Source organism: Aeromonas sp. 602200 (genome assembly GCF_049173895.1).
Lineage (GTDB): Bacteria > Pseudomonadota > Gammaproteobacteria > Enterobacterales > Aeromonadaceae > Aeromonas > Aeromonas veronii_A.
In genome coordinates this window covers 296847-311899 of the sequence record NZ_JAAKSL010000003.1, presented here as the reverse complement: position 1 = coordinate 311899, position 15053 = coordinate 296847, and the positions used below count along the sequence as shown (strand labels likewise).

At 51.9% G+C, this 15053-nt stretch carries 8 protein-coding genes and 4 pseudogenes; 4 read left to right on the top strand and 8 right to left on the bottom strand.

The annotated features are described in order from the left end of the window. Window positions 1-67: 67 nt before the first annotated feature. Complete coding sequence (locus G5221_RS06750) at window positions 68-1096, bottom strand: IS110 family transposase (protein ID WP_421263005.1); 1029 nt, start codon at window positions 1094-1096, stop codon at window positions 68-70. Window positions 1097-1214: 118 nt separating this feature from the next. Between G5221_RS06750 and G5221_RS06745 the strand changes: the two are divergent. Then, a pseudogene (locus G5221_RS06745) lies at window positions 1215-1421 on the top strand (IS5/IS1182 family transposase); the annotation flags it as partial. 185 nt (window positions 1422-1606) lie between these two features. Here the strand turns inward: G5221_RS06745 and G5221_RS06740 are convergent. Further along, window positions 1607-2082, bottom strand: a pseudogene (locus tag G5221_RS06740) (IS1 family transposase). Between the two features lie 114 nt (window positions 2083-2196). Here G5221_RS06740 and G5221_RS06735 point away from each other — a divergent pair. Beyond that, window positions 2197-2712 carry an outer membrane beta-barrel protein gene (locus G5221_RS06735; RefSeq protein WP_421263004.1) on the top strand — a complete coding sequence of 172 codons (516 nt, stop codon included), beginning with the start codon at window positions 2197-2199 and terminating at the stop codon, window positions 2710-2712. 322 nt (window positions 2713-3034) lie between these two features. Here the strand turns inward: G5221_RS06735 and G5221_RS06730 are convergent. From G5221_RS06730 to G5221_RS06720, 3 genes and pseudogenes are all read right to left on the bottom strand, one after another. Continuing rightward, window positions 3035-3621, bottom strand: a pseudogene (locus G5221_RS06730) (Tn3 family transposase). Continuing rightward, window positions 3569-4117 (bottom strand): Tn3 family transposase, encoded by a 549-nt coding sequence (locus G5221_RS06725; RefSeq protein WP_421263003.1) that lies wholly within the window; start codon window positions 4115-4117, stop codon window positions 3569-3571. Before G5221_RS06725 ends, G5221_RS06730 begins: the two are co-directional and overlap by 53 nt. A 333-nt stretch (window positions 4118-4450) precedes the next feature. After that, window positions 4451-5586 (bottom strand): IS3 family transposase gene (locus G5221_RS06720; protein WP_421263002.1). Its coding sequence is split into 2 segments (ribosomal slippage): window positions 4451-5340 and window positions 5340-5586, totalling 1137 coding nucleotides; the frame shifts between segments, so codons are not numbered across the junction. 191 nt (window positions 5587-5777) lie between these two features. Here G5221_RS06720 and G5221_RS06715 point away from each other — a divergent pair. Further along, window positions 5778-6776: pseudogene (locus G5221_RS06715) on the top strand (transposase); the annotation flags it as partial. Window positions 6777-6990: 214 nt separating this feature from the next. Here G5221_RS06715 and G5221_RS06710 read toward each other — a convergent pair. Both G5221_RS06710 and G5221_RS06705 read right to left on the bottom strand, forming a co-directional pair. Beyond that, window positions 6991-7935: a LysR family transcriptional regulator gene (locus tag G5221_RS06710; protein WP_421263001.1), complete on the bottom strand. Its 945-nt coding sequence runs from the start codon at window positions 7933-7935 to the stop codon at window positions 6991-6993. An 809-nt stretch (window positions 7936-8744) separates the two neighbouring features. Beyond that, the gene (locus tag G5221_RS06705; RefSeq protein WP_421263000.1) at window positions 8745-9470 is read right to left on the bottom strand and encodes a hypothetical protein; all 726 of its coding nucleotides are present in this window, start codon (window positions 9468-9470) and stop codon (window positions 8745-8747) included. A gap of 883 nt (window positions 9471-10353) precedes the next feature. On the opposite strand from G5221_RS06705, the gene G5221_RS06700 reads away from it, so the two are divergent. After that, a complete protein-coding gene (locus G5221_RS06700) occupies window positions 10354-11595 on the top strand; it encodes a reverse transcriptase domain-containing protein (protein WP_421262999.1) in 1242 nt (413 codons plus the stop codon). Window positions 11596-12562: 967 nt separating this feature from the next. On the opposite strand, the gene G5221_RS06695 is transcribed toward G5221_RS06700, so the two are convergent. After that, a complete protein-coding gene (locus G5221_RS06695; RefSeq protein ID WP_421262998.1) occupies window positions 12563-15052 on the bottom strand; it encodes an adhesion domain-containing protein in 2490 nt (829 codons plus the stop codon). Window position 15053 lies beyond the last annotated feature (1 nt).

Below are 15053 nucleotides of genomic sequence, written 5' to 3'. Positions count from 1 at the left end.
CGGTGCTTCCTTACCAATTTTTGGTCATAGGGCTGTCAATCAGCCCTTACATTGCCAAACCTGTTTTTCATGCGGCCATGCCATAGTGGGCATCATATTTTCTGTCGTGTGCCAGCAATGCCCAGATGATTCTAGCCGTCTTGTTGGCTTGCGCTACCGCCGCCACGTTAGGGTTGCGCCGAGCCATCACCCCGGCCAGCCAGCTTCCCGAGAACGACACCTTGCGTTCTGCTACTCGTAGCACCGCCCGAGCGCCATGAATTAACAAGGTGCGCAGATAGCTGTCGCCACGCTTGCTGATCCCAAGCAAGTTCTGTTTACCACCGCTGGAGTGTTGCCGTGGCACTAACCCCAGCCACGCGGCCAATTGCCGGCCATTCTTGAAGTTTTTCGCATTGCCGATGGAAGCAACCAGTGCGCTTGCGGTGATAGGGCCGATACCTGGCAGCTGGGCTAAGGTTTGGCTGGCGGCACTGTCCTTATGCCAGCGAACGATCGCGTCCTCCAATTCGTTTACCTGCATGTCGAGCATCTTGAGGTGCTCGTGAAGTCGCATTAACAAATGGCGAAACGTTCCTGGCAAGCCGTTTTCACTGTCCTCCAGCAGCTCGGGAACGTGTTTGCCTATGTGGGTGATGCCTTGAGGAAGGATGAACCCATATTCTGCTAACAGGCCCCGGATCTGGTTGGCTTGGGCTGTCCTGGCCTTGATGAAGCCTTGTTGGGCACGATGCAAGGCCAGGATGGCCAATTGTTCGCTGCTCTTTATCGGCACGAACCGCATGGTGGGCCGAGTCACAGCTTCACAAATAGCTTCGGCATCCGCAGCATCATTCTTGTTGGTCTTTACATAGGGCTTAACGAACTGAGGCGCCATCAGCTTGACGGTATGCCCCAGCCCTTGCAATTTATTGGCCCAGTAATGGGCACTGCCGCATGCCTCCATGCCGATCAGGCCAGGAGGAAGATTGCTAAAGAATGAGAGCATCTGATCCCGCTTCAACTGTCGCTTGAGGACCGTCTTGCCATGTTGATCAACGCCATGTAATTGGAAGAGATGTTTTGCCAGATCGATGCCGATAGTCGTAGTCTTCATGGTGGTCGCCTCTCTCATCAGTGGGAACTTACATTCGCCACTTTGGCACTCAGATGCCGTTTTGGGGAGGGGCGACCATCCCATTAACGCCGTTTTTAATGTTTGAGTTGTTGATACTTTGTTCTCGCGCAAAGGGGCGACAGCCTGTATCCCGCCTCGCAAGCGCGCTGGGCTCTGGAAAAAGGGGCACCCAAGAAATGAGGCTGTGCTGGTAATGCGCAAGGAAGGGCTGGCGCACTGGAAGAAGATATCGGGATATCACCGTCGCTCGCTGGCAGAAACGGCGATGTATCGGTTCAAGCTGTTGCTGGCGAGGAAAATCAGTGGTTCTGTTGCATTAAGGGAGGGGGTTTAATTGAGGTCTTTTATTTGGTTTTGATATGGGTGTATGTGGATTTCAGTATTTTATGATGAGCTTTTATTTGGTATTTTAATTTGGTAGTTTTATTGATGGCTGATATTGATATATTTTCCGTTTCCGCCACCATAAAATTATGGTGATGCCTCCAATCAGCTGAAATGGTGCCTTTCGATAAAGACACCAACCACTTTCTCGTGGAGCTCAATGGAGCGAGAGACGCAGATGGTTTGCGAGCCAATCGCTTTATGCGCGTTCTGAGTGTCAGGTTGTTACGCTCGATATGCTGGGTGAATATCTTTCCGGTCAGATGCATTTCGCTCGGCACCTCTCTGGCATAGCTTCCCCAATCATCACTGGTGATAAAGCCAATCTGGAACGGAGAAAGAAGGTTCAGCAACCGACGGCATGTCTCATCGTTGCATAGGCAACGACTCTTGTCTTTGACACTAGGCTTGCGGGCTTCATAGGTATAGGTGAGCTGAAACACGTGCGGACAGGCGGGGCAACGATAGCGAACATGGCCAGCAGGGGTCTTTCCATGGCGATATACGTGGTCAGAGTTGCAACGAGGGCAGTGAACGGTGATGGATGCCATGAAACTATGAGTCTCAAAGGCACCCACCATACCAGCTAAACCGATCGGAGGCATCACCAGAACTATATTGCGATGTTGTATTTTTTGGCTACATCATTGTGATGTCATCACTCAAACTTAGATTTATACAATGGAATTTTAATAATGAAAAAAACTAGCATTTTATTGACTCTTGGTTTCGTTATGCTTTCTCACAATGCCCAAGCAGGCAGTGAGCAGTATCTACTCGAAGGTACTCAAGAGCTGAATGTGTCTGGTAATTTGAATTTTGATACCGACAACTACAATATGGTTACCCGTTATGGCTATTTTGTTGCCGACGACTGGGAAATCGGTGGTGATGTAACTGTCGCTCTAAGTGATGAAACTGACTCTGTAGATGCGAGTTTGTTTACCCAATACAACTTTACCAATTCCAGTAATTTCGTTCCGTACATCGGTATTAGTGCCGGTGTTCTGAGTGCTGAAAATGGCAATTCTAATATTTTGCAACAAGATGACTCCGGTTTCGTTTATTCTACTCAATTAGGTGCTAAATATTTCATCACTAAGAATGTGGCCCTAAGCGCTGAATTCGAGCAAAGCTGGTCTGATCTGGAAGTTCAGGGGCTGAAAGATAGCTTCTCAGAAGTCCACATCGGTACCAGCTTCTACTTCTAAAAGAAGTCCCTGACATGACGACATATCTACACTAAGGAATGTGCGAATAAGTCACGTGGGACGAAAGTACAGAGGTTTTGTTGCATTAAGGAAGGGGGCTGGCAAATTCCCCCTTATTTTCTCAAGTAACTAGCCATGTCTCCGACCAGAAAGGCGCTCAAACGACTCCACTACCTTAGAGATCCCCTCATATGAGCGAGGTATGGCGCGGGTTATGGGGTATGATCATCGGAATTGACCCGCAAATACCTCACCACGATCATCCATGCTCGACCACGCCACTATTCTTGGGGTTTGAAGCCCAATGGAACGAAAACGTACGCTAAGGCCAATCCTCTAGTTCCGATGGTTGCTTCAATAGTCTGAGTTGACCATTAAGCACCTGTTCTGCAAGGGTAAATGAGTAGTGACCCAGCATGTTCACATGCTTGTAGCTCAGCGGTGACACTCTAGCCTCGTTCTCTTCCTTTACCTCCTCAATCTGCTGTCTCAAGTGAGACAGGGCGGCTTGCATATAAATCGTGTTCCACAGCTCCAGCGCGTTTGTCACCAGACCCAACGTACCAAGTTGATCTTCCTGCCCCTCCCGGTACCGTTTCCGGATCTCGCCACGCTGTCCATGGCAGATGGCCCGAGCGACTGCGTGACGACTTTCCCCGCGATTTAGTTGGGTTAGGATCCGACGCCGGTAGTCTTCATCATCCACGTAGTTCAGCAGGTAAAGCGTCTTATTGATCCGGCCTGCTTCAATGATGGCTTGTGCCAAGCTGGAAGGTCGGTCACTTTTCAGGAGCGAGCGGATCAGCTCTGATGCCTGACTGTGCCCAGTTTGAGCGAACCGGCAATGCGCATCATGTCATCCCAGTGCTGTTCGATCTTCTGAGTATTGACACAGCTGCGGGCAAGCATCATCCAATGCGCCATAATTGGCAGACTTGTCTAGGCGCCAGAATACGGATTCACCGGCGTCAGCCAAGCGCGGTGAGAACTGGTACCCCAACAGCCAGAACAAGCCCAACACCATGTCGCTGCTACCTGCGGTATCGGTCATGAGCTCCACAGGATTCAGGCCAGTTTGTTGCTCTAGCAGACCTTCCAGTACAACGATGGAATCACGCAATGTGCCAAGGACGACGATGCCATGAAAGCCGGAGAACTGATCCGAGACAAAGTTGTACCAGGTAATGCCACGACTGGAGCCAAAGTATTTCCGGTTCGGCCCGGCATTGATAGTGCGGATGGGCGTGACAAACCGCATGCCATCAGCAGAAGCCACCTCGCCGCCGCTCCACTTCCCGGCCAGGGGGAATGCGGATTGGTAGTCCACCAGTTTGGCGTTTGCCTTCACCAGCGTCTCTGCCCGCAAGTAATTTTGCTTGACCCAGTTCAATCGGTGTCTGGTCAATGCAGGTACCTATTGCTTGATCAACGGCTCCAATCCGATGTTGCAGGCCTCTGCCAGTAACACCGCGCTGATACTGACAACCAGATCCTCGGCTCTTGCATCTGTCATAGAGCTTCTACGACCAATAGACATTTGAGGCCATTTAGAGCCGCTAACAAAACCAAGTTGATTCGAACGATGCTAATCCCCACATAGCCGGCATGACACGAAAAATCATCAGTAACCAGCTATGGAAGTCCTTGCAGCCACTTCTTGCGTATTCCGGTGAAGTTGAACAGTGATTCCGGAATCTGTGAATTGGACTGACCCCACGACGGTAGACATATTCTGTCCTCACGACGAGGCCTGTTCGAAGGCCTCCGGACTGACGCCACCAAGGTGGCTGTGGCGTCGGATCCTGTTATAGAACGCTTCAATGTAATCAAAGATATCAGCGCGGGCCAGATCACGGGTTTTGTAGATCCGTTTTCTGATGCGCTCTTTTTTCAGCGAACTGAAGAACGATTCGGCAACCGCATTATCCCAGCAGTTGCCACGTCGGCTCATACTTGGTGCCAGGTTGTTGGCCCAGCAGAAACGCTGCCAGTCGTCACTACCATATTGGCTACCCTGGTCCGAGTGCACGATGACTTCGGTTTCTGGTTTACGTCGCCATACGGCCATCATCAGTGCATCCAACGCGAGCGCGCGTGAAAGGGTCGGTTTCATCGACCAGCCCACCACGTTACGAGCGAAAAGATCGATGACCACAGCTAGATACAGCCAGCCCTGCCAAGTGCGGATATAGGTGATATCGGTCACCCAAACCTGATTGGCCCGACTAACAGTAAATTGTCGCTGTATACGATTAGGCGCTACGACGGAAGGTCTACCGGATACCCTGCGTGGCGCTTTATAGCCGCGAACAGCTTTGATCCGGTTTAGTTGCATAAGCCGTCCCACCCGATTTTTACCGCAGGTTTCGCCGATCTCATTCAGGTCACCATGAACCCGGCGATAGCCATACACGCCGCCACTCAGAGCATATGAATCGCGGATGAGTGTCAGCAGACGCTGGTTGTCTTTATCACGTGCACAGACCGGATTATGCAGCCATGCATAAAATCCGGCCCGGGCGACATTCAGTACCCGACACATTGTCATGACACCCCATACAGAACGATGCTCATTAATAAAGCGGTACTTCAGTCGGGCTCCCTTGCAAAGTACCGCGCGGCCTTTTTCAGAATATCCCGCTCTTCTTCGGTGCGTTTTAACTGTGCCCGTAGCTTCAGGATCTCACTTTTTGCTTCCAGTAAATCGCGGGCATGCTGCTCGCTATTATCCGGTTTGATGGCCCTCAGCCATTTATAGAGACTGTGAGCAGAAACCCCCAGCCGGTCAGACACCTCTGCCACTGAATAACCACGCTCAGTGATCTGACGGACTGCTTCTTCTTTAAATTCAGGTGTAAATCGTGGTGTGCCCATACGCTCCTCCTATGCTCAAACTCTAGGGCAGGATCGTCTACTGGGGCGGGGTCAGTCCATTTTCAGCAACAAAGTGTCTAGAAAACCAGGGGCGATTCACTGCACCTTCGCTGTTACATAGCAATTCCTAGGGTAAGGAGACACTGCTTCCATGAAGTGTTTCACTCTAAGCAACAGGTTGGCCATTCCTCAATGGCCGCCAAGCGATCGTGCACAACGGCATTTTGCCTGAACGCACCATCCAGACCGGGATCGGCAATGTAGAGATCAAAGTACCCAAGGTGCGCGACAGAAGTGGCTCAGGGATCTACTTTAACAACTCGCTGCTACCGCCCTATCTCAAGCGTTCCAGCAGCATAGAAGAGCTGCTGCCCTGGCTCTACCTCCGGGGGATTTCCACTGGGGACTATCAGGAGGCGCTGGGCGCGTTGCTTGGTGACAAGGCCAAGGGGTTGTCGGCCAATACCATCAGTCGCCTGAAACAGCACTGGAGTGATGAGCATCGGGAGTGGAGCCTGCGGGACCTGAGCCAGAAGCGGTATGTGTACTGTTGGGCTGACGGGATATACAGCAACGTACGCATAGGTGATCGGCTCTGCTTGCTGGTGATCATCGGCGTGACAGAGCATGGCAATAAGGAACTGGTGGCAGTCGAGGATGGCGCCCTGGGTTTTTGGCGAGCGCTGGCCAAGTGCTACCTGGACACGGTCCATCAACAATGCTGGGTGCACAAGACCGCGAACAAGCTGGCAGCGTTGCCCAAATCAGTGCATCCCAAGGTCAAGGATGTACTGCATGAAATCTGGATGGCCGAGACAAGGGATGAGGCTCACACGACGTTTGACCGCATCTTGGCACGTTTTGAAGCGAAGTACCCGAAGGCGATGGAGAAGCTGACGAAAGACCGGGGGGCTGCTGGCGTTCTATGATTTTCCGGCGGAGCACTGGGTGCATATCTGGACGACGAACCCGATAGAATCGACGCTTTCGACGGTTAGGCTACGAAGCAAAAGAGCGCGGAACTGCGGCTCTCGGGAGACCACGCTGGCGATGTTTTCAAGCTGCTTGAAGTGGCACAGAAGAAGTGGAAGCGGCTCAAGGGATTTGCGCTGCTGACGTTGGTCGTGAACAACGTGAAATTCAAGGACGGAGCACAGGTGCTGGATGAGTCAGATAGGAATGCCGCCTGACTTACGCCATACACCAGATTTGACAATAGCTCGAAAAAATTTTACGTCAACATGAAGTTTCAGGCCAGCATACATAAACCCATAATTAAAATATATTTTCTAATAGCACTCAAAAACATTAAACAACAGCGAAGCCTCATATACAAAAATCCATGGCGGGCGTAACAAAGAGCATTCGCATCAGCGGTTCAAAACATCGCCGTTACATATAGTGTTACTTTAACAAAATAGAATGTATGTTTAGATATTTTATAATCGCATCTATAATTACATGGACTCGATACGGCTGATAATCGCGTTTTCTATAAATAAGGTAGAGATTGCTAGTTTGTTCAACTTGAAACTCACCAGGAAAACACGGAAGTAGAGCGCCCGCTTCAAGCTCATCAACCACAACATACAGCGGAGCATAGAGTAGTCCAAGTCCATGTTTTGCCAATTCTATGGCGGGTTGGGAATGGTCACATATATAATTACCTGACACAATCAGGTTCTTTATTTCACCACTACTGTTGTCCCTGTATTGCCACATATTTTGGTTGCCGCCAAGGACAAGTAATTGATGAAGGATACAAGGGTGATTTGAAATATCTTGCGGATCTTCAAAAGAATGTGCCGCCAAGTATTCTGGACTGGCAAACAGTCCCGTTCTAAATGACGCTACAGGGCGGGCAATGAGATTTTCATCCTTGGGCATGTGCAAAGAAAACAAGATATCCCAATCAGGAGACATTGCAGTACCCTGCTCATCTATATCGGGTTGAGGTTGGTGTGTCACAAATGATATTGAGATATCAGGATGTTCGGCTGCTATGGATGGCATAATATGTCTGGTGAGGAAAACAATAGCGCCAGACGGTGCTGCGATAGTAATATGCCCGAGAGGCTTTTTCTTGTAAGCATCAATAAAATTGATGGTCTCTTCATGAGCTTGCAAAAGATGGGTTACGCGTGGCAATAATGTTTCTCCAAATTCGGTTAAAGAAAGGTGCCTTGTTGAACGATGGAATATCTTGAGTCCAACTTGCTCCTCGAAGCTTGCTAGCAATCTGCTAAGATTCGCTTGTGAACTTCCCAAACGAGTAGCAGCCGCACTAATCTGTTTTTCTTCTGCAATACAAAGGATCGCTCTGAGATCCTGTATTTTTATAGTTTTCATTTGTTATCGGCCCAGTCCTTTACTTTATTATTGATAATAGAACAAAAACGATATAAATCAATGTGCGGATATTTTATTTTAATTATGGAAAGCTTGACGCCAAGCATTTTGAGCTCCAATCAACCCCCACAAATATTGCAGATGATAGTCCGGCATTACGGTAAAACAAAAAAAGACTTATACCGCAAGATTCTCAACAAAATATCTGCCTTGGGGATTTCTGACAGACAGACCAAGACTGTTCCGTTTGTTGATCAGGCTCATAAACTTGGTCAATCAATCAGGTCTCAGGCTCCTGCGCGTAGCAGGTCCGTTAGCTGAGCTGTTGACTTAGCCTTTTTGTAGCAGGGCTCTGAGGGTAAGTCTTGTCTGACGTATCACCTTTTTGATTCAAACTCTTTTGGAATCAATCAGCAGAAGACGCCACCTCCGCAGGAGAAATGAATAATTCACTCTTACAGCCATACCTCAGACAAGTGTGGCAGTATTGACAAACAAATGACAATGCCATTCATATTACAATGATAAATACAAGGTTGTTAATGATATAGCCCATACGCCAGTTTCACCAAGTTGGAGTCTGGACACAATATAATCACCTCCCGTTGTTACAAGAACATACATACCCATAACAGGAAAATGAAAAATAGAAAGATATTTTGCAACCACATAAGCATATATTTTTAAAGCCTAACATCAAATAAAAAAGTGTCACAAACCACCTGATATACCGCCGTAGCTAGTACATTCCGTACGTTCCCCATCGACCACCAAATGTGATGCGCACCAATGAAAACAAAAAACGGCAATCAGGCATCGATCCCATTTGACAGCAGACGAGGGCGCCCCAAGTAATCCCCTTTAAGCGCATGATAAGGTGCCATCTTGACCATCTCGAACTGGGTTCGGCTCTGCACCCGATCAATAATGAGGCCGCAGGAAGATTTTTCCACCAGCTCAAAACAGCTGTCCAGAAACTGGTTCGCTTCATGCAAATAACGAGGTGGGTTGGCAAAACGCACATAACGATACAACCCGGAGGTCAAGTACCCCTTGCGCTTGTCCGCTCGCTCCCACTCATACCCGCCCAGACAAACCGCCACCCCGTGCTCACTAAGGTTATGAACCGCCGGATTTACCTGGTTGCACGCAAGTGACAGCCTCTCGTGCACATCGACAATCAAGACCACCCCGTGCTGTTTCATCTTTTCGGAGGTGGCAATGATGTTCGGCGCAACATCCGCCAACACCCTGGGTTCGATTTTGCAACACACCTGCTGCAAGGAGGATTGGGCCGCATCCGCAGAGAGATTTTCAATCAACGTCAACTGCTCACAGGTCAGCGACACCAAATCTCGCTGGCCACACTCCGCATAAAAGATTGCAGCTGACTGACTTACGGGGTGAAACGTCAACTCAATACTCTTCACTACTGCCGTTTTGTAAAATAGCGGCTGTGTATATATCCGAAGCAAATTCAGCAATACAGATATGTCATTATTCACATTGCGCGACAACCACTGAACGCAGCTCATCTATCCACACTCCATGCATTATAAAATGCTATTAAATAACGCGAGAGGCGCGTAGAGAAATATCATTTCACTCATAAACCCATATCAACCCAGCAATAAGTCACATGCATCACTCACTTCACCAGACTAAACGGATTTATTCTGTCAACATCTTCAACACAGATAGAGGCTCGGGCCACGACAACCAGAACCGCCCAGCTGCAACAGAAACAGAATAATGTGACTTGCCTTCAGGAGGGCCATTTAGACATCGGTCAGGTATGTGGAGTCCTTGTATCTGCCGCATGCCAAGGTGACAGCCCCAGCCGTACCGGTTGGTCCATAGCTGATAGTCCGATAAGCTCCTGACATGGAAACATCTGCCGCCGCACACTTGTTGCCGTTGAACTCATCCAGATAGCCGTTGAACTCATCCAGATAACTGATGGTTACGCATTATCAGTGCATTATCCCGGCAATCAGGCCAATGCAAGATTGTAGATATCAAAATCGTCATTTTTTTTGCTGCGCAAATTCATCGGCATCCGCCATTGCCTCGAACAAACCACTGGCGCCAACTGGCTGCCTGCTTTCCAAGGCCATCCAGTCGGTCATTCAATTGCAACAAAGCGCCATCCGAAAGCATTTTCAGGGACCAGGCCAGCATCAAGAGTCCACGACAACACTCCAGCAAGGCAGATAAGTCAGCCAAGATATCGGCAGCCTGCTGGCATTGACTTGCGCATTCCTTACTCATTAGATTCACTCGAACAATCATTTGCAACCCTCGACTCAGCAGTGACAAAATCTGTTCACCAGTAGTGAAGCGAAACGGCCTTGGCATACCCTGATGAATTTGCCAATACACTTTGTAAAATGTCACCAAATCGGAGTAAATCTTGGGATGTCGAAACGCTTCTCGCATTGTTCATTTACCGTTGAAGACGTTAGCCGAGAATTAATCCGCTGCGCCAGTGAATGCGGCAGCAGTTTGCAAAGGTCATTGGCACTTCCCCACCTGGCCACTCTCTGTCGTGAGCTGGGGCAGGACATTGTCACGCACCAGTATCTTCCAGGGCAGTACACCCGCTTTGCTGTCAGCGAACCCAAACTGCGTGAAATCTACGCTCCACAATTTCGGGATCGTCTTGCGCAAACGTGGCTGGTTCGGCATGCGCAACCCTTACTGGAGCGCCGCATGATTGAAGACTCCTTTGCCAATCAAACCGGGCGAGGTCCGCTCAAGGCCGTGCAGCGGGTCCAGCAATTGTGTCGACGTCCCGGTCACCGCTATGTGTTGCAATTGGATGTCCGTAACTTTTTTAACAGTATTCGCCATGATGTCATCATGGCGCAGTGGCATCCTATTCTGGACGCGGCAGGCTTGCCAACGGCCCGGCATGCAGCTGTCGCACACCTGTCACGAGCCATCTTGTGTCACGATGTCGCCAGGTCCCCGTTCAGCACGAGCGGGGACCGCACCTTGCTGGCGCGCATTCCCCCTCATAAGCGTCTCGGATTTGCAGGGCCTGGCATTGGCTTGCCGATTGGCAGCCTCAGCAGCCAGTTATTTGCCAATTTCATGCTCAACCCGCTTGACCAGCAGCTCAAGCACCAACTCAAGGTACGCGGCTATGTACGCTATATGGATGACCTACTCCTGCTTTCAGACCAACGTGACACTCTGCTGGCCTGGCAAGAGGTCATTGCTGACACACTGACCGAGCTAGGACTATCCCTGCACCCAAACAAGCAATATATGGGTATTTGCGAACAGGGGTTTGACTATCTGGGCTACCGGGTCTATCCGCACCACCTTCATATCAGGCAACGCAACCTCAAGGCGCTGCGGGCCCGCATTCGCTGGTTTGAATACCTGATAAGCGGGCACAGCCCACACCCGATACAGCGGCCACCAGGGGGAAAATGGGGGCAACAGCCGTTAAACCCACCGGTACCGGTTGATGGCGCCCTGCTGCGTCAGATGCTGGCAACCCTAAACAGCTACTGGGGTCTGCTGGCTCACGCCAATCACCTGCGCCTACGCAAACACTTTTACGAGCACGAACTGGGACTGCTCAAACCTTACTTTGTGCCGGGGGATGAAAAATACCGCCACCTACGATTGAAATCGGTGTGGCGGTGAAACAGCATAGTCATCTGGTGTAACCCTTAACGCACACACGTCACGAAGTTGTTGTTGCTGTCGTTGTTGCTGTTGACGTTGTTCAGGTTGACATTGTAGTGGTTGCCGGGACTGTTCTCCGTGGACGACCAATAGTTGTTGTTGGTCGGCCAGCCAAGCCCACTCCCCTACACGCCACACTTGTACAGACTCTTCCACCCAGCTTACCACCTTGCGGCGTTCGCCTCTTTATACGGAGGCCATAGGCCTCCGGGCCTGTACCGGTTACACTCCAAGGTCTTTTACCGGACAGCCGTAACCCTCCGGCCCACCAGACGCTGACGGCATACCACCGCCAGCGAGCGCCCCTGATGACCAGCCAACCTAATGACGGGGTGGCGACTTGACGGACACCGCCGACGAACAAAGCACCCGGCGGCAGTTTTCAAGCAATTGAATGGTGTGCGCTAGTGGCGCTCGCCAGACATCCCATTGAGCCAACTGCATCATTAACGCCTCATCCACGACAGGCACAGGCAACGACCTGTGTACACGCAACGCAGTCGCAGGTGGCACAACAGGCGGAGAAACGGCATTCGCGTCACAAAATGCAGCCCAGTCGGGCTCGTCACCATCAACCTCTCCTTCATACCCCCACGGGGTCTCTTGCCAGCTGTCCACGCGCGCGCTGCCGCCCGGGAGGCTAACGCCCCCCACGCGGTAGCGCGCAAGCCAGCTGGCCTCAGGCATGCCCCCGCTGTAACAGCGCTCCCCTTGTAAACAACGCATCGGACGGACCGACACCTTAAGGGGTTGCCCCACCGTTGCCCAGCGCATCAGCGAATGGTTGTAAAGGCGCAAAAATATTCCCTCACGAAAAAACACTATCTTCCCTGGCCTAGCTGACAGGGCAAGCTTCTCCACTATTCTCATCCCCCCTCCCAAAAAACAATAAGGTAAAAAATATAAACCAAAAGGCAAAAAACCCTTAACGCACACACGTCACGAAGTAGTTGCTGCTGTCGAGAGCGCTGTTGACGACGCCGCTGCTCAGGTTGACATTGTAGTGGGTGCCGGGACTGCCCTCCGTGGACGACCAATAGAGGCTGCCGGTCGGCCAGCCAGCATAGCTCTCCATGTTGTCGTAGGTAGCGAATAGCGCCTCCAATTCAGTGCGGGTTGGCAATCGATAACCACCCAGGCCGGTGCAATAGGCATCAGCAGAAGTAAAGTCATGCCTGACATATACGAAGCCATTCTCAGTGTAAGTGCTCGAGTAGGAAATCCCATTGGCATCCGCCTGCGCCTGCGTCAGCGGGCAGGTGTAAGTCAGGCTACCTGCGGTCACCAAGCCCTGGGTGCAACCAGCACCGAAGTCTGGCCCCGCCGACACAAAGGTTGAGGTTGCCGCCACGGCATTGCCCGGAATACCGCTCACCACTGGGTCTATATTAACCGAGACGTCGCCCACCGTGGTGGTGGTGAGAGCCAGGGTTACTTCGCCATTGCCGTCAGTAGTCAGGGGCGTACCACCCGCTTGCGAGGGCGGAGTAAAGTTGACGACCGCGCTGGCGCTGTAGGTGAGTTTAACCTCAGTACCGCTCGGAATCGGATTGCCATCCTTGTCCCGCAACGTGGCGATGACGGTGTTTTGGCTGGTTCCATCCGCCGCGCTGTTATTCACCCCGGCGCGCAGGGCGGTCAGCTTGGCATTTTGCCAAAAGATCACTGGCCCAACGGCAAGGGTGTTGCTATCGCTGGCGCTGGTCAGACTTAGCGAAGCCGAGCCATACTCCTGCGCGGCAGCATTCGCCTCCAGGGTACAGGTTCCCACACAGCCTGCCGGTGAAAGCCGAAAATTGGCCTCACTCAGCGTGCCAGAGCCCGTGTTGGTGCTGGCGGTCAATGCCAAACCAGCGACACCGCCATCACTGACCACTTGCCCAAGTTGCCACCAGGTTGCTCCATCCGAGATGGCGGTATTGGTGTAGCCATTGAGCGGAGTGTTGGGGAATGGGGTGTAACTCATCATGCCGTCATCGGCATACTTGACACAGATAACATATTGGTTGGTCGTGGTGCCCGGGATGTAGGTTTCTGTGGCACCGGAGCTCAGGTTGTAGGTGAGATAGCCAACACCGCTTGCATCAGGAACCAGGTAGTTGCGCAACACAGGGTACTTGGCACGCTCCACATCAACTGCCGTGGTGGTGCGCAGGGTATCGAGATTAGCCTTGGTGGCCAAGCGTTTGCCGTTGCAGTAGGCGCTGGCACCTAGCCCCGTCACGCCCGCAATGGTGTTGCCGGGCGGGGTATCATTCAGGTTGACACCGTCGTCCCAGACGCCTTCGGCCGTCACACTTTTACTTGCCGCCTCACTGTAAAGGGGGGGGGCAAAAAAGGTCAGGTCGCCAATGGTGATATCTGCCCAGTCCTTTACCCGCTCCTTGGGCCCCACGGTAATATTGAGCATACCCATGGTAAACCCACCCTCGTGGTCTCCCACGATATAACTGACAATGTGCGTACCAAGCGTGCCCGCACTGAAGGTAAACTGTTTATTGGTAACCGAATTGGGGTCGACCGGCGTCACCGAGGCGGAATAGCTCTGCACCTCGACCAGTTGCCAGTCTTGCCCCTCAGGGTCACTGATATTGAGATTGACCAGGGAGCCCAAGTCCAGCACTGCATCCTCAAAGGTCACTACCGTGGTGCCCGTTTGCGCCTTGTAGTCGTACTTGGGTGTGCCGATAACAGGCGCTTGGTTGACCGCATCCGACACCGTGACATAGAGCGTCCCCAGTGCGTCTTCATTGGGACGAGCTGGGTCTTTCAAAATAAAGACAATACGGTTCCAGTCCGGCGTGGTAGGCGGTGTGTAGATAATGCTGTCGCCACTGGCTGAGGCACTTCCCTGCACACTGCCCCCTTGCACCTGCAAGGATGTTGGGTCGAGGCTATAACCAGACGGCCAATCCCCCCCCAGCAGAGCGGGCAGGTCGTAAGTAACATCGCCACCGCCCAGCACCACAGCTTGGGATAATGGTGGCAACACCGGCGAGGCTTTGCTGCTGGCCAGCATATTCAGAGATGCCTTGGCACTAGAGGCACTGTTACTGGCGGTGTAGGTATACTGACACAGCCCCCCCTTATCGATAGTGACCTCTGCGGTGAGGCCAGACAGGCCGGATGCATAACACCCGGCCTGCGTGCTCTCCATGGCTGTCAGCACCGCGCCCTGGCCGCGAACAAACGCGGACAGATCGACCCGGGTGGCGGTGTCGGGGCGCACCGCCCCGAAGCCGTCCACGACCGAGACGCTGCCAACCGGCGACGGGGGCAGCGGAGTAGCGCTATTGCTGTCACCCTCGTCACCACCGCCACAGGCGGACAACATGCCCGCCAAGAGCAGGGCAATACCAGTGCGCAGAGCACCAACACCAACTGTGGCACCATGAGCCCTATGAAATAACGACATC